Origin of the sequence: Burkholderia alba (assembly GCF_034721475.1) — a bacterium.
Taxonomy (GTDB): domain Bacteria; phylum Pseudomonadota; class Gammaproteobacteria; order Burkholderiales; family Burkholderiaceae; genus Burkholderia; species Burkholderia alba.
The window spans coordinates 168573-189076 of the sequence record NZ_JAWJWL010000013.1 but is presented as its reverse complement, the minus strand read 5'-3'; the positions used below and the strand labels follow the sequence as shown (position 1 = coordinate 189076).

At 62.3% G+C, this 20504-nt stretch carries 19 protein-coding genes, 2 tRNA genes and 1 pseudogene; 9 read left to right on the top strand and 13 right to left on the bottom strand.

Going from position 1 to position 20504, the window contains the following annotated elements:
• Positions 1 to 420: 420 nt before the first annotated feature.
• Positions 421 to 1323 (bottom strand): LysR family transcriptional regulator, encoded by a 903-nt coding sequence (locus RZR99_RS16995; protein ID WP_323120926.1) that lies wholly within the window; start codon positions 1321 to 1323, stop codon positions 421 to 423.
• Positions 1324 to 1726: 403 nt separating this feature from the next.
• On the opposite strand from RZR99_RS16995, the pseudogene RZR99_RS16990 reads away from it, so the two are divergent.
• Positions 1727 to 2122 (top strand): annotated as a pseudogene (locus RZR99_RS16990) (transposase); the annotation flags it as partial.
• 198 nt (positions 2123 to 2320) lie between these two features.
• A complete protein-coding gene (locus RZR99_RS16985) occupies positions 2321 to 2575 on the top strand; it encodes a hypothetical protein (RefSeq protein ID WP_323120925.1) in 255 nt (84 codons plus the stop codon).
• Positions 2576 to 2732: 157 nt separating this feature from the next.
• Here the strand turns inward: RZR99_RS16985 and RZR99_RS16980 are convergent, their stop codons facing one another.
• Entirely contained in the window at positions 2733 to 3050 is a 318-nt protein-coding gene (locus RZR99_RS16980; protein WP_323120924.1) for a hypothetical protein, read from the bottom strand.
• 206 nt (positions 3051 to 3256) lie between these two features.
• Here RZR99_RS16980 and RZR99_RS16975 point away from each other — a divergent pair, with 206 nt between their 5' ends.
• The 3 genes from RZR99_RS16975 (at position 3257) to RZR99_RS16965 (ending at position 4913) form a co-directional block, all read left to right on the top strand.
• Positions 3257 to 3973, top strand: a complete 717-nt coding sequence (locus tag RZR99_RS16975) for a YdcF family protein (RefSeq protein ID WP_323120923.1) — start codon at positions 3257 to 3259, stop codon at positions 3971 to 3973.
• Positions 3974 to 4232: 259 nt separating this feature from the next.
• Entirely contained in the window at positions 4233 to 4505 is a 273-nt protein-coding gene (locus RZR99_RS16970; protein WP_323120922.1) for a hypothetical protein, read from the top strand.
• A gap of 150 nt (positions 4506 to 4655) precedes the next feature.
• The gene (locus RZR99_RS16965) at positions 4656 to 4913 is read left to right on the top strand and encodes a DNA-binding protein (RefSeq protein WP_323120921.1); all 258 of its coding nucleotides are present in this window, start codon (positions 4656 to 4658) and stop codon (positions 4911 to 4913) included.
• Between the two features lie 51 nt (positions 4914 to 4964).
• Here the strand turns inward: RZR99_RS16965 and RZR99_RS16960 are convergent, their stop codons facing one another.
• Positions 4965 to 5255, bottom strand: a complete 291-nt coding sequence (locus tag RZR99_RS16960) for a putative quinol monooxygenase (RefSeq protein WP_323120920.1) — start codon at positions 5253 to 5255, stop codon at positions 4965 to 4967.
• A gap of 548 nt (positions 5256 to 5803) precedes the next feature.
• The gene (gene bamC, locus RZR99_RS16955) at positions 5804 to 7024 is read right to left on the bottom strand and encodes an outer membrane protein assembly factor BamC (protein ID WP_323120919.1); all 1221 of its coding nucleotides are present in this window, start codon (positions 7022 to 7024) and stop codon (positions 5804 to 5806) included.
• A 458-nt stretch (positions 7025 to 7482) separates the two neighbouring features.
• On the opposite strand from bamC, the gene RZR99_RS16950 reads away from it, so the two are divergent.
• The 4 genes from RZR99_RS16950 (at position 7483) to RZR99_RS16935 (ending at position 12207) form a co-directional block, all read left to right on the top strand.
• Positions 7483 to 7950, top strand: coding sequence for a DUF2844 domain-containing protein (locus RZR99_RS16950; RefSeq protein ID WP_323120947.1), 468 nt, complete (start codon positions 7483 to 7485; stop codon positions 7948 to 7950).
• 10 nt (positions 7951 to 7960) lie between these two features.
• On the top strand, positions 7961 to 9160 hold the full coding sequence (locus RZR99_RS16945) for a DUF3443 domain-containing protein (RefSeq protein ID WP_323120918.1): 1200 nt from the start codon (positions 7961 to 7963) through the stop codon (positions 9158 to 9160).
• Between the two features lie 123 nt (positions 9161 to 9283).
• A tRNA-Pro gene (locus RZR99_RS16940) sits at positions 9284 to 9360 on the top strand.
• 642 nt (positions 9361 to 10002) lie between these two features.
• Complete coding sequence (locus RZR99_RS16935) at positions 10003 to 12207, top strand: hypothetical protein (protein ID WP_323120917.1); 2205 nt, start codon at positions 10003 to 10005, stop codon at positions 12205 to 12207.
• Positions 12208 to 12277: 70 nt separating this feature from the next.
• On the opposite strand, the gene RZR99_RS16930 is transcribed toward RZR99_RS16935, so the two are convergent.
• From RZR99_RS16930 to RZR99_RS16890, 9 genes are all read right to left on the bottom strand, one after another.
• Complete coding sequence (locus RZR99_RS16930) at positions 12278 to 12700, bottom strand: MerR family transcriptional regulator (RefSeq protein ID WP_323120916.1); 423 nt, start codon at positions 12698 to 12700, stop codon at positions 12278 to 12280.
• 56 nt (positions 12701 to 12756) lie between these two features.
• The gene (locus tag RZR99_RS16925) at positions 12757 to 13158 is read right to left on the bottom strand and encodes an integration host factor subunit alpha (RefSeq protein WP_323120915.1); all 402 of its coding nucleotides are present in this window, start codon (positions 13156 to 13158) and stop codon (positions 12757 to 12759) included.
• Between the two features lie 69 nt (positions 13159 to 13227).
• Complete coding sequence (pheT, locus tag RZR99_RS16920; RefSeq protein ID WP_323120914.1) at positions 13228 to 15660, bottom strand: phenylalanine--tRNA ligase subunit beta; 2433 nt, start codon at positions 15658 to 15660, stop codon at positions 13228 to 13230.
• An 84-nt stretch (positions 15661 to 15744) separates the two neighbouring features.
• A complete protein-coding gene (gene pheS / locus RZR99_RS16915) occupies positions 15745 to 16758 on the bottom strand; it encodes a phenylalanine--tRNA ligase subunit alpha (protein ID WP_323120913.1) in 1014 nt (337 codons plus the stop codon).
• A 148-nt stretch (positions 16759 to 16906) separates the two neighbouring features.
• Positions 16907 to 17266, bottom strand: a complete 360-nt coding sequence (gene rplT, locus RZR99_RS16910; RefSeq protein ID WP_004192938.1) for a 50S ribosomal protein L20 — start codon at positions 17264 to 17266, stop codon at positions 16907 to 16909.
• Positions 17267 to 17295: 29 nt separating this feature from the next.
• Entirely contained in the window at positions 17296 to 17493 is a 198-nt protein-coding gene (gene rpmI, locus RZR99_RS16905) for a 50S ribosomal protein L35 (RefSeq protein WP_004191477.1), read from the bottom strand.
• Between the two features lie 194 nt (positions 17494 to 17687).
• Entirely contained in the window at positions 17688 to 18212 is a 525-nt protein-coding gene (gene infC / locus RZR99_RS16900) for a translation initiation factor IF-3 (RefSeq protein ID WP_323120946.1), read from the bottom strand.
• 49 nt (positions 18213 to 18261) lie between these two features.
• Complete coding sequence (thrS, locus tag RZR99_RS16895) at positions 18262 to 20169, bottom strand: threonine--tRNA ligase (protein ID WP_323120912.1); 1908 nt, start codon at positions 20167 to 20169, stop codon at positions 18262 to 18264.
• A 251-nt stretch (positions 20170 to 20420) separates the two neighbouring features.
• A tRNA-Val gene (locus tag RZR99_RS16890) sits at positions 20421 to 20497 on the bottom strand.
• Positions 20498 to 20504 lie beyond the last annotated feature (7 nt).

Here is a 20504-nt window from a genome sequence, read left to right as displayed (position 1 = left end):
GGAATCGCGTGACTGAACGCCATCTTACGCAAAATCGCGCGGTGCGTAAAGATCAAGAAAGTGCGGCAAAAGACATATCGCACGCGGCTTTTCGGCCCGGCGCTCACCGCCGCCGCCCGGCTGACGTCGCCCCACGCCCGAACCACGCCGCACTTTACGCGGCAATCGCACCGGACGGGCGTGTCGCCGCCCCGCACCGCAAGGGGCGGCGAGACCGCACGGCCGCCTGCGATCCTGCTTGGACCCCGAGAGCGGCCGCCGACGCGAGGCTCGGGCCCAACCCCAGCACCGGCCGAGCCGCAACGCCAGCAACGACTGTTCGCCCCACGAAGCGGGGCCGCCTGACCCCGAAACGCCTTCACGGATCGCGTCTTGCGCTCCCTGAGACATCCGATCCCAGGCTACGCAGTCCGTCGTGCCTCAGTCCAGATCCTCGGCCCGTGACGGCATCTCCTTGACCAACCCCCAGATCGCCTCCGCCGCCGGCGACAACGAGCGATCACGCCGCCGCACCAGTTCGACGGTCCGCTCCGTGCGCGGCGTCAACGGGCGCGCCACCAGCGACGACCCCGCCGGCAAAGGTAGAGAGAGCCAGGGCAACACGCTGACGCCAACCCCGGCCTCAACCAGCCCGAACACCGTTGCGGAATGGCCCAACTCCTGCATGACCGGAGCTGACACGCGATAAGTCGACAACGCCGCATCGATCAACGGCCGGCTCCCCGACGCATAGTCGAGCAGCACGAGCCGCTCGCCGTCGAGCGCCGTCCACGGCACGCTGTCGCGCGCCGCAAGCGGATGATCCGACCGGGCGACCAGGCAAAACGAATCGGTCATCAACGGCTCGTATACGAGGTCGCTGACCGTCAGGGGCCCAATCACCACCCCGAAATCCACCTCGCCGGACTTCACTTTCTGCAGCACGTCGCTCTGCACGTCGTCGCGCAATCCGAGCGCGACGAACGGAAACTGCCGCTCGCAAGCCGCCACGACACGCGGCATCAGCCGGCAGGCGATCGTCGGGCTCGCCGCAACGATCACACGGCCGCGCCGCTGCTCGCCGATTTCACGAATCTCGCGCAGCGTGTCGTCGAGATCGGCCAGCAGCCGAGACACGCTCGCAATCAGATTCGACCCGACGTCGGTCAACTGCACGTCGCGGGTCGTGCGATCGATCAGCTTGAGTCCGATCTCGCCCTCCAGTTCGCGCACACAGCGGCTGACCGCGGACTGAGTCAGGCCGATCTCATCGCCCGCCCGGCTGAAGCTGCGCAGCCGCGCGACCTCGATAAACACCCGCAGTTGCCGCAGGGTGATATTCATTGCATTACCTCATCAATCCGATCCATCAATGCGCAATTCTATTGCGTCCTACGCCCACGCGCCGCCGATGTTTCGCTGCGGTGCAACAGCGCGAAGGACGCACGCAGCACGGGCCGGATTGCACAAGATTGGTGATTGTCCTTATTTGCTCGATAGTCATTTTGGCGTCTTATACGCCCCTAGCTGACGCAGCCGTTAGCCCGCTGCCAAGCGGCTTTTGGGGTGGTAGTCACAGACGTGGCACGCTTCGTGCATTAGCTGGCGCACAGGGTCGTGGGCCCAGCACAGCAATCGCTGCGCGACAGGCCCGACGCCCCCACCCGGCACTCGTGGGTTCGGGTGCTTGAAGAGTGCGCGGCGCAGGGCAGCGCACCGGAGTTAGCTTCGCTGAGGTGAGGACATGATGCTGTTCGACGATTTGAGAGATAACGAATGGGCGCTGGTCGAGGGGTTGTTCTGCTCGGAGCCTGCACGCAGTGAGCGCCGCGGTCGTCCCCGCGTGGAAGCGCGCTCGGTGGTGAACGCCGTTCTTTGGGTGCTGTCGACGGGCGAAGGCTGGTCGAAGCTGCCCGGTCGCTATCCGTCGCCGCCGACCTGCCGTCGACGCTTCGACGAATGGCAGGCCGACGGCACGCTCGCCGAAGTGGTCAAACGCCTTGGCACGAGCGGCCGCCAGATTTCGTTGCGCGGACGCATCGGCGCAAGCGCGGTCAAGCCGCCTGCGCCCCCCAGCCGGGACCGGTTGCGCGGCGCCTTCTGGACCAATCCGGAATCCTGGCGCGCCCCGGTCAAAATGGCGTAAATCCCAGTTCTGGGCGGCTGATGCCGCCCAGTGTCGCTTCTGGGGTTCGGCATTCCATCGCACGGCCGATCGTCCTGCACTCATGGCCGCAGGCGATACATCTATTTACTATTCTTTACAGCGCCACCCTGCTCCGCCGCTTACCTTAGCGGTATACGAACAAGCCGCCTCGACGGCTTGAAGGGAGCCCCAGCCATGAAACCAATGTCACTGCTTGCGATATGCGGCATTGTCGTTTCATCGGTATTTGCCGCGCCGCTCTCGCACGCCGACCAGCCGCACGCAAAGCGGCCCCGCAGCCAGCAGGAAACGGCGCATGTCGCCCCTCCATCCCCGCCGCAGCCCCTCAAGCCGATCGCGCCACGTGGCGACCTGCGCGGCGACATCGCCAGTAACGCACGCACACGCGGCGAACCGCTCCGGTCGCAAGACAACCTGAATCGGCACTGAAGAATTGTAGAAAAGAAGAGATGAAGCGGGAACTGCGCAGCCCGAGCAGGGTCACATCTTTGCCATGAGCACAGCGTGGCAGCAGCAATGTACCCGGTACCGCCCGTATCCTAGTGATACGGGCTTTTTTTGCGGCTCGAAACCACGCAGCGGGCTGCTACAAGCGGCTTTCGAGTATCGACACGGCGCTCGCGTCGCTCAGCACGTAATCGTCCATCCGACGATCGATCCAGCCGGGCGATTTTTCATCCCGCTCGAGGCGGGTAAATTCGGCCCGGCCGTTATCCGTCAACACGGCGATATCGACCGGGGCATGAAACCCCGGGGCCGGCGCGACGGTTTTCTGCCGGACCGTATCCATCAGGCCCAAGGTGCGGAGATATTCGAAAACACCCGGGCGCCTAGCCCACGGAACCTGACGGTACTGCACTCGCCTAAGTGCGTCGAGCACTGCTTCGTTGGAATACGTGGCCATCTCGATTCTTTCTTAAAGTGCAGTGAAATTGCACGGCGGCCTCGCCGGCCAGGGTCTCCGCCCGCCGACGCCGCTACGCAGCTGAAGAGGGCTTCTTATAATCCCTCTGCTCATTCCTCTTCCGACCCGCGCTGCCACATGCTGTTCACACGGACTAAGGGCCGGATCGTAAACTGTCTCTAAAAAGATACCTTACCCCAATCAAATTGATTCTGTTCAATTCATTTGTGCTGCTCTTCGTTGCCTTCGTGCTCTGGCGCAAACGCCGCCGCGCGATCGCGATCATCGGTGTCGCGGCCTTCTGGCTGCTCGCGTCGGGCTGGCTGACCGCGCCGCTCATCGCGCTTTCGCAATCCGGCGTGCAGCCAGTAGATCAGCCGGCCATGACAGGACATACGGCGCTGATCCTGATTGGCGCAGGCACCTATCGCCATGAGGGCGCCATCGTGCCGCCACCCGACGGCCTTGCCCGCATTGCACGGATCGCGGAACTGTACGCGGAGTGCCGGCATACCGCCGTCGACTGCACCGTGATCATGTCCGGAGGCGATCCGCAGCGTCACGGCGCCACCGAAGCCGACACCTATGCCCGCTACCTGCTCGCCCGCGGCGTCGCCCGCCAAGACCTGATTCTCGAGAACCGCAGCCGGACGACCTACGAAAACGCCAAGCTCACATCTCCTATACTACGCTCTCGGCATTACGACGCCTGGATTCTTGTCACATCGTCTTACCAGATGCGACGCGCCCTGCTTGACTTCGCGCACTTCGGCATCGCGCCGCAACCGGTCTACGCCAACCGCCGCGAAGCGAAACTCGGCTGGCTGCCGCGTCCGGTGAATCTGTGGAACGCGGAACTCGCACTACATGAGATCGTTGGCGTGGCACAATTTCACCTGTACAGCAGACTGGGCTGGTTCTGAGTGCGGACGATCGGCGATCGTCCGCACTCCCAAGCTTTGACGTTGCTCTCGATTCGCACGCGATGTGACCATGCCGTCACATCGCGTGGCAACACGATGACTGCGCCGCGCCACTGTTGCGCCCGTTCAACGCGGCGCCGCGCCCGCCCGCATTCGAATGCATTGATCCGTCACTTTTGTTAAACTCGACCCACTCGATTGCAGTCGCCAGACAAATCGGCAACACTCGGGTCCATCACCACTTAGCGGAGGTAGAGCAATGAAGAAAATGTCCCTGGCTATCCTGGTCTCGATGTCGGCTCTGGCTGGCGCGGCCTATGCTCAAGAAAGCACGACGATCACGACGATCACCGATCCCGCGAAAATCGCCGAAATCGAGCAACGTGCTCAGGCTATCCAGCAGCAGCAAGCTGCCGCACAAGCCGCTGCCGAAGCCAAGCCGATGCACAACGAAGCCAAGCATCACGCCAAGAAGACACACAAGGCCGCCAAGAAAGCAAAGGCTGCTCCGGCCGACGCCGCCAGCCAGTAAAGCGCGCTTCGCTGCACAGGCGAAAAAGCCGAATCCGGGTGGCCGGATTCGGCTTTTTCGTTGGTCCGTCGGCATGGCCGCGCAACGCCTTGTGCTAAAGTCGCGCACCCAACTTTGCCAACCCGTGCGCACCCCGGTGCGGAGGACAGAATGAGCAACATTCAACTCGATATCGAATGGACCGAAGCCGCCACCCGTAAGATCAAGCAATTGATGCCGCGCGGCTCAGAAGATGCGTTCCTCGCGCTGCCGCCGATCGAATGCCTGCCGATGGAGGGCGACGTGCTGTTTCTCGGCCCCCAAGGCAAGCAACAGCCGTTCATCGTGGCGGAACGGCAATATCACCATGACGGCGATGCCGACTGGACCATCATCCTGATTCTCGACGTCCCCGATACGACGCACTAAAACCCCGGAGTCTGCATCTCGGGCACCCCCGCCATGCAGACTCCGGCAGCGTTACGCAATCTTTGCGGCAACGCGAATTTCCGCGCTTTCGATCCAGTCTGCAGCAGCCTGCTTATAGGCCTGGATATGCGCCGACTGTGCATGCGCCGCCAGCGCGGCTTCGCTTTCCCAGCGTTCGACGAAAATGAAACGACGCGGCTCGGCGATGTCGCGGTGCAGATCGTACTGCAATGCACCCGCTTCCTTGCGCGTCGGCCCGACGATTCCCTCGAGTTGCGCCAGCAACTGAGCTTCCGCCCCCGGCTTCGCGACAATCAGCGCCACCACGGCAACCTCGGACATATTCGACTCCTCTGAACAAAAGGGTCAGCATACGCGAATCCGCTGAAACGAGCGCCCGGGACGATTCCATCCGCAACAAAAAAAATAGCCCGCGCTTCACGAGAAGCGCGGGCAAAACCGTCGCCCTACGAGGATAGGCGACGGGGCCAACGAGGTCCGCGCAATCGCGCAGACCATCATCAGTAACGGCGCCCGGCCGTTTTCCGGCGGCACCTGAATCGTCGATACCTTCTTGCATGGAGGTCAGCGAGGCCCGGCCTCGCGATATCGCACGACTCCTCCCTGATTGCTCTACTGACGGAGAGAAGCAGCAGATTTCATGCCAGGCGAGAAATAATCCACAAACCATTGATTAAAAACAAAATTCCAAAAATAGATCGCTGGAAACCCGTCGTTTTCCTGCCCCGTTACGTCGTGACGTTACGTAACGTCGCCCCCCAGGGACATATCCGCCAAGCCCGGCGACGCCCAGTGGATGCCCATAAAAAAACCCGCCGAAAGGCGGGTTTCTTCACGACACGATGCGCGCTGTCGGTACTGAACTGACGTCAGCGCAACTGATTGACGAGCAGCGACATGATTTGCCGCGCCGGCGGCGATGTATCCACTGCGCCGCTGTCGTCGACCACAGCGATACGGGTCTGATCCTGTGTCAACGCTTTCACGTTGACCTGGAATTGCTTCGCCTTCTTTTCCTTCTTGCCATGGAACAGTTGGCTCCAGAAACCCTGCTCGTCTGCGCTCAGATCCTTCGGATCGACGTAGCGGACGTAATACATCCCCTTCGTACGATCACGATCGTCGACCGTGAAATTCGCACGGTCGAGCGCCAGACCGACGCGCAGCCACGAACGGTCATACGGCTCGCCAAGCGTCACTTCGGGCGGAGCGTCGGGCACGACGCCCGCCGTATCGTTCGGCCCCTGCACGGCTGCCGACGAACGTGCAACGTTCTGCGCGGCGACCGCCGCAGCGGCATCCTTGCCTTTGCCGGCTGCCGCGACCTTCGCGCCGCTTGCCGGCGCCTGATCGTCGGCGATCGGCGCACCGCCCGCCTTGGTCCGCGCGTCGTTCTGCACCAGCACGGCCATCAGGCGCTTCAGGTATTCGGTTTCGAGGCCCGGATCGTTCGGCTTCGGCTCCCACTTGCTCGAATCGTTGTTCGGGCCGGTCAGCGCCTCGCGCATGCCCTTCTGGCTGATGAAGACATACGTGCCGCCGTTCGGTGCGGTATCGAGCCGCGTGCGGTACTTGTTGCGCTCCGCCGTCACGTACGAGTTGCCCATCGCCTTCGTGATCACGTTGCGGATCAGACCTTCGTTGATCTGCGGGTGGGTTTCGTTCCAGTCGGTTTCCATCACGCCGCGATCGCGCTGATCGACCACGAGCAGGAAGCCCTGTTCCTGCCAGAAGCGCCGTACTTGCGGCCACACCTGTGCGGGCGCTTTGTCGTCGATGACGAGCCAGCTTTCGGTACCTTCGCGCTGGATGTGCATGCCGGACACCGTCGGCACAACCGAATCGGTCGGCGGCGCCTCCTGACGAACCTGCTGCAAAGCCGACAGGGAGGTCGCGCCGCCCTGCGGGGGCAGCGAGCGCTGATCAGCCGTCTCGTCGAGCATGTTGGGCGGAACCGCGAGCGACACCTCCTTCGATCGGGAATCGCTCTTGTAATCTACTTTTGTAGGCGAAGGCGAACTGCAGCCGGCAAGGAACGCGCCGGTTGCAAGCAGTGCTGCGAACCGCTGGGTAAGACGAAGATCAGTCATGTTCTGGGAATCCTTCCACTAGGGCACGGCGACTTTTCCGTGGATCAACCTTGCATTTTACCGGCCTGGCGACGGACTGTGCAAAAAGCAGGCAACCGGAACCCGATATGGGTTCAGCGGCCGGGTATACGCGAGCGCCATGGCGGCCTCGAGTATGGACGAATGCCGCTCGCACGGCACGCGTATTTGCGCGGATCGCGGTGATCCTGCTCCCATCGAAACGTCAGCAACGCAACCCGGCGCTCGCCTTTCACAAATCTCCACTTTCCGTCGAAACGGAAGGACATGCCGGCAACCGGCGCAACTCGTTGTTTATCCGGTTCATTTACGCGCTTCCCGCCGATCGCTTCAGGGATAACGAGGAGCCCCGGCGGCGCAATTTCACGGCCCGTTTTCCAGGCGGCTCGCTATCTTTAAAGAGCGTCCGCCACACCAACGGACCCAGGGAGATCCGACAGATGAAAAGACCGATCGCCATTGCGTTGCGCCTCGCGACGCTCGCTCTGACCGGCGCCATGGTCGCCGGCCCCGCATGCGCCCAGCTCGGCGGCACGGCATCCGCCCCGTCGTCCGCCCGCGCATTCGCCCAGACCACGACCTCGCTATTCAATGGCGCCGCCGTCAGGCGCACCTATATCGACGCGGGCGGCACGACGATCAACGAGTACGCATCGAGCACGGGACAGATCTTCGCCTACACCTGGAGCGGACCGACGTCTCCCGATTTGCGCCAGCTGCTCGGCACCCATTTCAGCGACTATCAGGCCGGCGTCGCGACCGCGCACGAGAATGCCGGACTGCACGGAGGACGCGTCGTACAACCGGGCTTCGTCGTCGAAGCCGGAGGACGGATGCGCGGCTATACCGGCCGCGCCTGGATGCCGGCTGCCTTGCCGCCCGGCGTCTCGATCGACGACCTGCAATGAGGAGGCGGACATGACCTTCAGAATCCAGTTCATCGCCGCGCTGGCGGTGTTCCTCGCAGGGTGCGGCGGCGGCGACGGCGGAGGCGGCTCATCGTCGTCCGGATCGGGCGGAACGGGCACTACGCCCTCCACCACATCGAACGTGCAGTCGGTCTCCGTGTCGCCGGGTGTCGCCAATGTCCAGAACATGCTGCTGGTCAGCGTCACCGTTTGCGTGCCGAATACCACCCAATGCCAAACCATCGACAACGTGCAGGTGGACACCGGCTCCCAAGGATTACGGCTGCTCGCATCCGCAGTGCAGAGTCTGTCGCTGCCCGTTGTCGCGTCGGCCAGCGGCTCCGTGACCGGGGCGTGTGCCGTATTCGGCACCGGGTACACATGGGGCGCCGTGCGCAGCGCCGACGTGAAACTCGCGGGCGAAGTCGCGTCGAACGTACCGATACAGGTCATCGGCGACCCGAGCACGCCGGACACACCGAACGACTGCGCGCAAGCCGGCGGAGCGATGCAGACGCAGGGCACGCTGCGCGCGAACGGCATCCTCGGCATCGGTCCGTTCCAGACCGACTGCGGCGCGGGGTGTGCGTCGAGCGCATTGCCCAGCTGGTACTACACCTGCACGTCGAGCGGCAGTTGCACCAACAGCACCCAGCCGATCGCGCAGCAGGTCACCAATCCCGTCGTTGCGTTCGCAGCCGACAACAACGGCACCGCCATCACGCTGCCGTCGATCCCGTCGACAGGCTCCGCATCCGTGCCCGGTTCGCTGACCTTCGGCATCGGCACGCAGTTGAACAACGGACTGGGAGCGGCGACCGTCCTGACCGCAACGACGACGTCGGGCTACATCACCAGCGTGATCAATGCGACGAGCAATCCCCGCACGTTCATCGACAGCGGCTCGAACGGGATATTCTTTTCGGACTCTTCGCTGACTCAGTGCAACGCATGGTATTGCCCGGTCAACATCCAGACGTTCGGCGTGACGCTGAGCGGCGCCAGCGGATCGTCGACCACCACGACCAGTTTCCAGGTTGCCAATGCGCAAACGCTGTTCGCCACGACCAACAACGCCTTCAACGATCTGGCGGGCCCACTCGGCAACGTGGTCGACCTTGGCTTGCCATTCTTTTTCGGACGCACCATCTACACCGCGATCGAATCTCAGCAGACCCCCGCGGGACCCGGGCCTTACTATGCGTTCTAGACGCGGTCGCAACGCAAACGATGAGGGAGCGCGACGGCGAATCCGCGTCGCACACGCATCGCGAGAGAATTTGCTTCTCACCCGTTCTAATCAGACTAACTGTCTGTTATACTTTAACGCTTTCGGGGCGTAGCGCAGCCTGGTAGCGTACCTGCATGGGGTGCAGGTGGTCGGAGGTTCAAATCCTCTCGCCCCGACCAGGAATCAAGGCCCGCATGGTGTAAAGCCATGCGGGCTTTTTCTTTGTTGCTCGCCTGGATGATCTTCGAGAGAATCCCGGCAACGCATGTCCCCGCTCCTTTCCCGATCAACCGAGTACCCATTGAGAATTGCTCGATGGATAGTCAAGCACCGGGCCGATCCGGTGCAGCGATGAGGCGCTGCGTTGGCGCGCAGGATTGCACCCTCCCTGCAAATCGACTGATCTCGCCATGTCGCGTGAGTACCCTCCGCGCTCACCGAGTGGCTAAATTGACGCTCCCGACTCGGCATCCAACGGCCACGCCATACGACACGGATGATCCACATCCCATCGGGTTCGACGGACATCGTCCCAATCGATAGGATAAACAGGATCGCTGCAACGTCACATTGGCGGATGAGCTCGCAAGTTCCGCCGGGTGCGATCACGACAAATAACCTGCGCGGCTGCCTCATACAGGCGTTTGACCTCACCCACCCTCACCTCCCCAACCTTGCCGCGATGGCCCTTTCCGTACCGCAACATCGGTCGCCGGTGTTTGGTGCCGCCGCTCTAGCGATGCCATGCCACACTGCGCGAAACCGGCGCAAGCCGAAGCGGCTGTTCGCACGACAGCGATAACAAGGTACGGAGACAGACGATGCGGACCTCAGTCCGGCGAACCCGCCGCGCCACCCCAGCCAGCGCGGCGCGCGGCGTGGCCTCAGCCCCGAGCCGAGTGCTGCGCGCATTCGCCTGCGCGGCAGCGTCGCTCGCCCTCCTCGGCGCAGGATGCGCCGAATCGACCTCGAACGTCGACGCCCATGCGCAACCCGCCACCTCCTCGATCGAGCGCGCGAAAGCGGAACGCCTTGCCCAGGAGCAGCAACTCGCCCGAACGGTGCCGTCGCTCGCCTCGATCCGCCTGACCCAGCCGCGCCCGACAACATTGCGTGATTCCGGGCAGAGCGGCGCGATGACTTTCCTGCGTGACATCGATTTCCGGATCGTCGGCGACCTCGGCTTTTACGTGCACGAGCTGTCGGCAACGCTGATGCCGACCCATCCCGGCGCCCCCATCGTCTTCGACGACCCGACCAGCTTCGAGATCGACGTCCATCGCGGTATCGTCACGCTCGACAACACCAAACTGACCGCTCTCTTCGGCAGCTATATCTTCGGTTACCGCGGCGCACCGCTGCGCAAGCTGCGCGTATCCGCGGGCGACGGCGTGATCCATCTGCAGGGCGAGATGCAGCGCGACGGCTGGGTGCCGTTCGCGCTGACCGGCAAGATCACGATCCGCGGCGGCACCCGGCTCGTGTTTCATCCGACCGGGATCAGCGTGTCGGGCATCAACGCGAACCCGGTAATGCGCGCCGCGAACGTGAAGATGTCTGACCTGCTGAAAATCGACACACCGGTCGCGCAGTTGTCGGGCGACGACCTCGTGATGACGGTCGACAAACTGATGCCGCCGCCACACCAGAAGCTGACGATCGTCGCGATCCGAATCACGCCGGCCGGCCTCGATCTCGCGCTCGACGACGGCACGCAAGCCGGCTTCACGATGCCCGGCGACGCCCCCAAACAAGCCATGTATATCCGGGGCGGCGACGTGAAATTCATGCGCTCGATGCCGATGAACGCCGACATCCTGATCGGCCCGACCCGGCCCCCGCGCGCCGACGAACGTTTCGTATTCGATCTGTACCACTACCGCGAACAAGTCGCGGCGGGCTATTTCAACTTCACGGAAGCGGGGGCGATGTCGATCAAGATGCCATCGTACGCACCACCGGCCGCGGCCGGTTCGAGCGCTCTGCTCGGGTCCCCTGCCGCGCGCCTGAACGACAGTTTCCTCGCAGCCCAGCAAACGACCTTGCACGAGGCCCGCCAACGCTGGGAAGCTCTCGGCCTCGCATCGGCCGCCGATGCATCGCAGCCGGGCTTCCGCAAGGTTGCCGTCAAGCGCGGTATCGGCGCGCCGTTCAACGAACGGTACGTGTCGAACGGCGTGCCGACGATCCATCTACGCAATGTCGACTTCTATCTTTCCGGCGGCATCGGTTTTCATGTCGACGAACTCGATGCGCAACTCGTGCCGAAGCGCGCGGGAGAACCGGTCGACCTCGACGACCCGAATCAGTACGACATCCGGATCCTGGGCGGTTCGGTGGTCGAGCCGTGGGCCGCGATGTCCGATCTGTTCAACCGGTACCTGCTCGATTATTCGCCGCGCTCGCTGAACGATCTGCAACTGAGCGCCGATGGTCAGGACCTGCGCGTGCAAGGCGGCATCAAGCTGTGGAATCACGTGCCCGGCATCTGGCTGCCGACCGACATGAAAGGCTCGCTGAGCGTACTCGACGATCGCCATCTCGCCTTCACGCCATCGCAGGTATCGGTACTCGGCGTCCCTCAGGCGACACTGCTGCGTTCGCTCGGCATCGAACTGGCGTCACTCACGCCGCTCAGGCGTCGCGGCGCCGAACTGCGCGGCAATACACTGGTACTCGACCAGTACACGGTATTCCCGCCGCCATCGCTGACGGGGCAACTCGCTCAGGCGCGCGTCGAGGCCGATGGACTGCGGCTGGTGTTCCGTCGCGCGCCGGACGCGCCGCCGCCGAAGCGTCCCGAGACGAATGCATCGAGCTACATGTGGATGGAAGGCGGCGACATGAAGATGTTCAACGTGCTGGAGCTGAACGTGCGGGCATTGATTCGGAATTCGTCGCAAGCCGGGCCGATGCGCTTCGACCTGTACGGTTATCGCAGCCAGGTCGCGAAAGGCTCGGTGAGGATGTCGCCCGACGGCACGCTGCTCGTCGACCTCGGCAAGAAGGACCCGCTCGCTCCCTGAGCCCCGTTCCGGCGAAAAAAATCCCGCATGACACCAGGATCATGCGGGATTTTTCTACACGAAATCGCAGCTATTGGCGCTTCAGACCGTCGATCACGCCCAGCAACGCCTTGCGCAATTGTGCGACATCCACGCCGCTGCTCGGTGAATCGGGAGCGCCGGTAACCGACTCGGCCGCAGCCGACAATGCGGGGGCGCCCTCGGACGGCGCGCTGCGGTCGCTGCCATGCGAATCGAGCCGGTTGCGCGCGCCGTTGATCGTGAAACCCTGCTCGTACAACAGCTCCCGGATCCGCCTGATCAGCAGCACTTCGTGGTGCTGGTAATAGCGGCGGTTACCCCGCCGTTTCACCGGCCGCAATTGCGTAAACTCCTGCTCCCAGTACCGCAGCACATGCGGCTTCACGCCGCACAGCTCGCTGACTTCACCGATCGTGAAATAGCGTTTCGCGGGAATCGGAGGCAAGACGACTTTCTCAACCGTCGATGTCATCGTCAGTTAACCGTCGGTAAGGAGCGCGGGAGTCGCGCGCAGGCGTAAACCGGGAATCAGCGCACGAAATCGGTTTCGGCGCCGCTCTCCACCAGCGCCTTTAATTTCTGGCTGGCGTGGAACGTCACGACGCGGCGCGCGGCGATCGGAATCGCCTCGCCCGTCTTGGGATTGCGGCCGGGCCGCTGCGGCTTGTCGCGCAGCTGGAAATTGCCGAAGCCCGACAGCTTCACGCTTTCACCGTTTTCGAGCGCATCGCGGATCACCTCGAAGAACGCCTCGACCATATCCTTCGCTTCGCGCTTGTTGAGCCCGACGCTGTCGAACAGCAATTCGGCCAGCTCGGCCTTGGTCAGCGTAGGCGCTTCGGCGGACTGCGCGGCGGATACGTCGCGTGTCATGGCGCTGCGTTGCGCCGTCAGAAGGGCTTCGAATTCACTCGAGTTCATGTCGTTCATATCTGCAAAACTAGCGCGTTAAACCGGGACAAACCATGCGGAAAGCAACCGTTCGGCCGCCCTCCTGCCTTATCCGCGCAAACGCGCGCCATTGACTCGAGCCATGCGATCCACCAGGGTCTGGATGGCCTGATCGACCACGTCATCCTGCAGTGTCCCGGCAGTATCTTGCAGGGTCACACGGAACGCAAGGCTTTTCTCCTGCGCGGACAAGCCACCGGAAGTGTTTGATTTTGCACGAAATTCATCAAAGAGTACAACCTTCTGAACGAACTTGCATGCGTCCTCGGCCAACGCCTTCTTCATCTCGTCGACGAGCGCCTGGACTTCCACGTTCTGGTCGACCACGACTGCGATATCGCGTCGCACCGGCGGGAATTTCGATACGTCCGACGGCGCCGGCAACGCGCGCGCGATCAGTGCGTCCGCATCGATTTCGAACAACACCGGGGCATGCGGCAATTCGTACTTCTGCATCAGGCGTGGATGCAGCTCGCCGATCCAGCCGACCGCGCGGCCGTCCAGCTCGATCCGTGCGCAGCGGCCCGGATGCAGTGCCGGATGCTCCGCCTTCACGAAACGCGCGACGGCAGGCGCCAGCAGTGCCTCGAGGTCGCCCTTCACATCGAAGTAGTCGACCGCGCGCGTCGCGGCGCCCCACTGCTCGTCGAGCACCGGGCCATAGGCCAGCGCGCCGACACGCTTCGGCTGCACATACCCTTCCACCACCAGCTCACCGGCCTTGATCGATGCATCCGCGAGAAACACGCGCCCCGTCTCGAACACCCGCACACGATCCGCGCGGCGATTCAGGTTGTGGCGCAGCACGCTGACGAGACTGCCGAACAGCGTCGTACGCATCACGGACAGCTGGCTCGCGATCGGATTCAGCAGCCGCACCGGATGCGCGTTGCCAGCGAAATCGCGCTCCCATTCCGCGTCGACGAAGCTGAAGTTGACCGTCTCCGAATAATCTCGCGCGGCCAGTTCGTGGCGGATCGTATGGATCGAACGCTGCGTTTCGTTGGTCGCGCGCATTTCGCTGGTCGCAACGGGAGGACGCGCCGGAATCTTTTCGAAACCGTAGATGCGCGCGACTTCCTCGATCAGGTCTTCCTCGATTTCGATGTCGAAGCGATGCGGCGGCGGCGTAACCGAGAACACGTCGTCACGCCGCTCGAACGACAGGCCGAGACGCGTGAAGATCGACGCGATCTCGTCCGCTCCGATCGGCACGCCGATGATGCGGTTCGCGCGCGACACGCGCATCGACACCGGTGCGCGCTGCGGGACGTTCACGATCTGATCGTCGACCGGACCGGCCTGGCCGCCGCAAATATCGAGAATCAGCTGCGTGATGCGCTCGATATGCTCGACGGTCGTCGAATAGTCGACGCCGCGCTCGAAGCGGTGCGCCGCGTCGGTCGAGAAGTTGTACTTGCGCGCGCGGCCACGGATACTGTCCGGCCACCAGAACGCCGCCTCGAGATAGATGTTGGTCGTGTCGAGCGTGACGGCCGTGCTATCGCCGCCCATGATGCCCGCGAGACTTTCGACATGACGCTCGTCGGCGATCACGCCGACCGTCTCGTCAAGCTCGACCGTGCTGCCGTTCAGCAGCTTCAGCGATTCGCCGCGCTCGCCCCAGCGCACCACGATGCCCCCGTGGATCGTGTCGAGATCGAACACGTGCGACGGACGCCCGAGCTCGAACATCACGTAGTTCGAGATGTCGACGAGCGCCGATACGCTGCGCTGCCCCGATCGTTCGAGACGCTCGACCATCCATTGCGGGGTCTTTGCGCGTGCGTTCACGCCGCGGATCACCCGCCCGGAAAACCGGCCGCACAAATCGGGCGCGGCGATCCGAACCGGCAGAATCTCGGTGAGGTTCGCCTGCACCGGACGGATGTCGAGCGGCTTGAGCGGCGCACCCGTAATCGCCGAGGTCTCGCGCGCGATGCCGAACACCGACAGGCAATCGGCCTTGTTCGGCGTCAGTTTGATCTCGAAAACCGCATCGTCGAGATTCAGCGTGTCCCGGATGTCCTGGCCGATCGGCGTCTCGTCCGGCAGGATCAGCAGGCCGCTGTGATCCTCGGAAAGCTTGAGCTCGCGTGCCGAGCACAGCATGCCCTGGCTTTCGATGCCGCGCAGCTTCGACAGCTTGATCGCAAACGGCGCGCCGCCTTCTTCTGCGGGCGGCAGTTGCGCGCCGACCAGCGCCACCGGCACCTTGATGCCCGGCGCCACATTCGGCGCGCCGCAGACGATATTGAGCGTCGCGCCCGTACCGGCGTCGACCTGACAGACGTTGAGCTTGTCCGCATCCGGATGCTTGGCCACTTCGAGCACCCGGCCGACGACAATCTTCGCGGTCGGCGGTGCCACTCGGCGCAGCGACTCGACTTCGAGCCCCGCCATCGTCAGCGCATGCGACAGTTCATCGGTCGTCAGTTGCGGATCGACAAAGGTTCTCAACCAGGATTCAGGGAATTGCATGGATGTCTACGTTCGAAACAGGTTGGATCGGGGCCCGGACCCGCGCGATGCGCAGGCCCGGGCACGGAACGCCTACGGCGGGCGTTACGCGAACTGACGCAGGAAGCGGAGATCGTTCTCGAAGAAGAGACGCAGATCCTGCACGCCGTAACGCAGCATCGTCAGCCGCTCGAGGCCGCTGCCGAACGCAAAACCGATATAACGCTCGGGATCGAGGCCCATGTTGCGGATCACCGTCGGGTGCACCTGACCCGAGCCCGAGATTTCGAGCCATTTGCCGGCGTTCTTGCCGTGCTCGAACATCATGTCGATCTCGGCCGATGGTTCGGTAAACGGGAAGTACGACGGGCGGAAGCGCACGAGGATGTCGTCGCGCTCGAAGAACTTCTTCAGAAAATCGGTGTAGACACCCTTCAGATCGGCGAAGCTGATGTTCTCGTCGATCCACAGGCCTTCGACCTGATTGAACATCGGCGAGTGCGTCGCATCGCTATCGACACGGTAGGTCCGACCGGGTGCGATCACCTTGATCGGCGGCCGGTTCATGCGCGCATAACGCACCTGCATCGGGCTCGTATGCGTGCGCAGCAGCAGTTGGCGGCCGTCGGCATCCTTGCCGTCGACGTAGAACGTGTCCTGCATCGAACGCGCCGGATGGTTTTCGGGGCTGTTCAACGCGGTGAAGTTATACCAGTCGGTTTCGATTTCGGGGCCGTCGGCCACGTCGAAGCCGATCGTGCGGAAAATCTGTTCGACGCGCTCCCAGGTGCGCATCACGGGATGCAGCGTGCCGGCGCCCGCGCCTCGGCCGGGCAGCGTGACGTCGATCGCCTCGGCGGCGAGACGCTGGTTCAGCAGCGCATCGGCCAGCGCCTGACGGCGCGCCGTCAGCGCGGCTTCCACTTGCTGCTTGACGACATTGATGCGCGCGCCTTCCGTCTTGCGCGTCTCGGGATCGAGCTTGCCGAGGCCCTTGAGCATCTCGGTCAACGCACCCGACTTGCCGAGAAATCGTGCTTTCTCGTTTTCGAGCGTGGTGATATCGGCAGCCTGTTCAAAGGACTGCTGCGCGTCGGCGACAATCTGGTCCAGATCCATTGATCCCATCATTTCCAACGTCAATTGTTTTCGGCGAGCGAATGGCTCGTCCAAACAAAAAAGGGGCTCGGAAGAGCCCCGTTTTCGCTGCAGCGGCCGAAATTACCGGATCATCGCTGCAACTAACCACGCAGTGCTAATTTCGCAATTAGGCTGCAACGGCGGCTTTCACCTGCTTCACGATCGCAGCAAAAGCAGCCTTGTCGAACACCGCCATATCAGCCAGCACCTTACGGTCGAGTTCGATCGACGCCTTCTTCAGGCCGTTGATGAACACGCTGTAGGTCATGTCGTGCTGACGCACGGCCGCATTGATACGCGTGATCCACAGTGCGCGGAACACACGCTTCTTGTTGCGGCGATCGCGGTACGCGTACTGACCAGCGCGCATCACCGCCTGCTTGGCGATGCGGTAGACGTTATTGCGGCGGCCGCGATAACCCTTGGCCAGGTTGATGATCTTCTTGTGACGGGCCCGTGCGGTTACCCCACGTTTGACTCGAGGCATGTTTCTCTCCTATGAGTATCGGTTGAGGGTTAAGCGAACGGGAGCATCGCGCGGACGGAGTTCAGATCGGAATCATGAACTGCCGTGGCGCCGCGCAGGTGACGCTTGTTCTTGGTGGTTTTCTTGGTCAGGATGTGACGCTTGAAGGCTTGACCGCGCTTGACGGTACCGCCCGGACGCACCACGAAGCGCTTTGCAGCACTCTTCTTGGTCTTCATCTTAGGCATGACGAACAACTCCAGTTTATTAGATGGACGTGGGTGTGCGGTTGGCTTGCGCCCTGAACCCGCCCTTCGAAACCCAAATCCACTTGTGTACAGCGCACCGCTCGCGCAGCCGCTGTTGTTTCAGGCGCGCCGCCCTGACCGGGCCGCGCGCCGAACCGCTTCATCGAACCGGCACGCCATCGCGCGCCAGCCCGTTACTTCTTTTTCTTCGGCGAAAGCACCATGATCATCTGGCGCCCTTCCATCTTCGGCATCTGTTCGACCTGGCCGACTTCGTCGAGATCGGTGCGCAGACGCTCAAGCATCCGCATGCCGATTTCCTGGTGAGCCATTTCGCGGCCGCGGAAACGCAACGTGATCTTCGTCTTATCGCCTTCTTCAAGGAAGCGCACCAGGTTGCGGAGCTTGACGTTGTAATCGCCGTCATCGGTACCCGGGCGGAACTTCACTTCCTTCACCTGGATGACCTTTTGCTTCAGCTTCGCTTCGTGCTGCTTCTTGGCTTCCTGGTACTTGAACTTGCCGTAATCCATCAGACGGCAAACCGGCGGCACCGCTTGCGGCGCGATTTCCACCAGGTCAACATCCAGCTCTTCCGATTTACGGAAAGCATCAGCGAGTTTTACGATACCGAGCGCTTCATTCTCGATCCCGACCAGACGCACTTCCGGTGCAGTGATTTCACCGTTGATGCGATGCGACGACTTATCAGTAGCGATGTTACGTTTCCTCTAAAAATTAAAAAAACGAGCCGCGCTGCCAGGGCGGTTACTTGAACGTCCGCAGATCCTCATGCAGACGCTCAACGAAGGCTTCGATCGGCATTACGCCCAGATCGACGCCGCCACGGGCACGCACGGCTACCGTTTGCGCATCACGCTCCTTATCGCCCACGACGAGCAGATATGGCACTTTTTCAAGCGTGTGCTCGCGTATTTTATAGCTAATTTTCTCGTTACGCAAATCCGCCGTCACTCTAACCCCTTGTTTTTGCAACGTTTGGGCTAGCGACTGCGCATATTCGGCCTGACTTTCGGCAATATTCAGCACCGCCGCCTGGATCGGCGCAAGCCAGACGGGCATTGCGCCGGCATGGTGCTCGATCAGAATTCCGAGGAAACGCTCCATTGATCCGACGATTGCCCGGTGCAGCATCACCGGCCGGCGACGGCTGTTGTCCTCCGCCACATATTCGGCGCCGAGACGCTCCGGAAGCACCATGTCGAGCTGCAACGTACCGCACTGCCACGAACGGCCAAGCGCATCCTTGATGTGGTACTCGATCTTCGGGCCGTAGAACGCGCCCTCTCCCGGCAATTCTTCCCACGTCAGGCCGCAGGCCGTCAGCGCGTCGCGCAGCCCCTGCTCGGCGCGATCCCAGGTTTCGTCCGTGCCGGCTCGCTGGTCGGGGCGCAGCGACAGCTTGATGTCGATGTGATCGAAGCCGAAATCCTTGTAGACGCTCATCGCGAGCGTATTGAACGCGATCGATTCGGCGATGAACTGGTCTTCGGTACAGAAAATGTGTGCATCGTCCTGCACGAAACCGCGTACGCGCATCAGCCCATGCAGCGCGCCCGACGATTCGTTGCGGTGGCACGAACCGAATTCCGCGTAGCGCAGCGGCAAGTCGCGGTACGAGCGCAAACCATGATTGAACACCTGCACATGACCCGGGCAGTTCATCGGCTTGATCGCGTAGTCGCGCTTTTCCGACTCCGTCGTGAACATGTTCTCGCGGTAGTTCTGCCAGTGGCCGGACGCCTCCCACAGCGAGCGATCCATGATCATCGGCGTCTTGATCTCGAGATAGCCGGCATCGCTCACGCGGCGGCGCATGTACTGCTCCACCTGCTGCCACAACGCCCAACCCTTCGGATGCCAGAACACCATGCCGGGCGATTCGTCCTGCATGTGGAACAGATCGAGCTGCTTGCCGAGCTTGCGGTGGTCGCGCTTCTCCGCCTCCTCGAGCATGTGCAGATACGCGTCCTGGTCTTCCTTCTTCGTCCAGGCCGTGCCGTAAATCCGCTGCAACTGTTCGTTCTTCGAATCGCCGCGCCAGTAGGCGCCCGCGACCTTCATCAGCTTGAAGACCTTCAACTTGCCGGTCGACGGCACGTGCGGGCCACGGCACAGATCGGTGAAACCGCCGTGCGAATACAGTTTGATATCGTCGCTCGACGGAATCGAATCGATGATTTCAGCCTTGTACTTCTCGCCGATGCTGCGGAAATAGTCGGCGGCCTCTTCGCGTGACACCACGCGGCGCGTGACCGGCTCATCCTTTTTCGCAAGCTCCTGCATGCGCTTCTCGATCTTTTCGAGATCTTCCGGTGTAAACGGACGGTGATAAGAGAAGTCGTAATAGAAGCCGTTGTCGATCACGGGGCCGATCGTCACCTGCGCATCCGGATACAGCTCCTTGACCGCATAAGCCAGCAAGTGGGCAGCCGAGTGGCGGATGATGTCCAGACCGTCGGCATCCTTTTCCGTGACGATCGCGAGCGATGCGTCGCGATCGATCAATGCGGAGGTATCGACCAACTCGCCATCGAGCTTGCCGCCGAGCGCGGCCTTCGCAAGACCAGGACCGATCGAGGCCGCCACTTCGGCAACTGTCACCGGATGCTCGTATTGTCGAACTGAGCCGTCAGGCAAGCGTATCGAAACCATAGCAATCTCCGAGATGCCGTCGGTGAACGGCAGACAAACAACGCGCTAAAAAGACGGCAAAAAAAATGCGGCCCCGCTTTCGAGGGGCCGCATTTCGATACTTCACAAACTACAGGACGAAAAGGTTCCTCGACTAGCGTCGCTCCGAAATTGTTTCGGTCAACGTTCGCAGCGTCATAACCGTATCGCCTTTGCGTAGAAATTTTCTACTGCCGCTTCAGCCCGAAAAACCGAACTGGAGCCGATGTCGTTGGTAGGCTCGATTGGATTCGAACCAACGACCCCCACCATGTCAAGGTGGTGCTCTAACCAACTGAGCTACGAGCCTGTCGAGA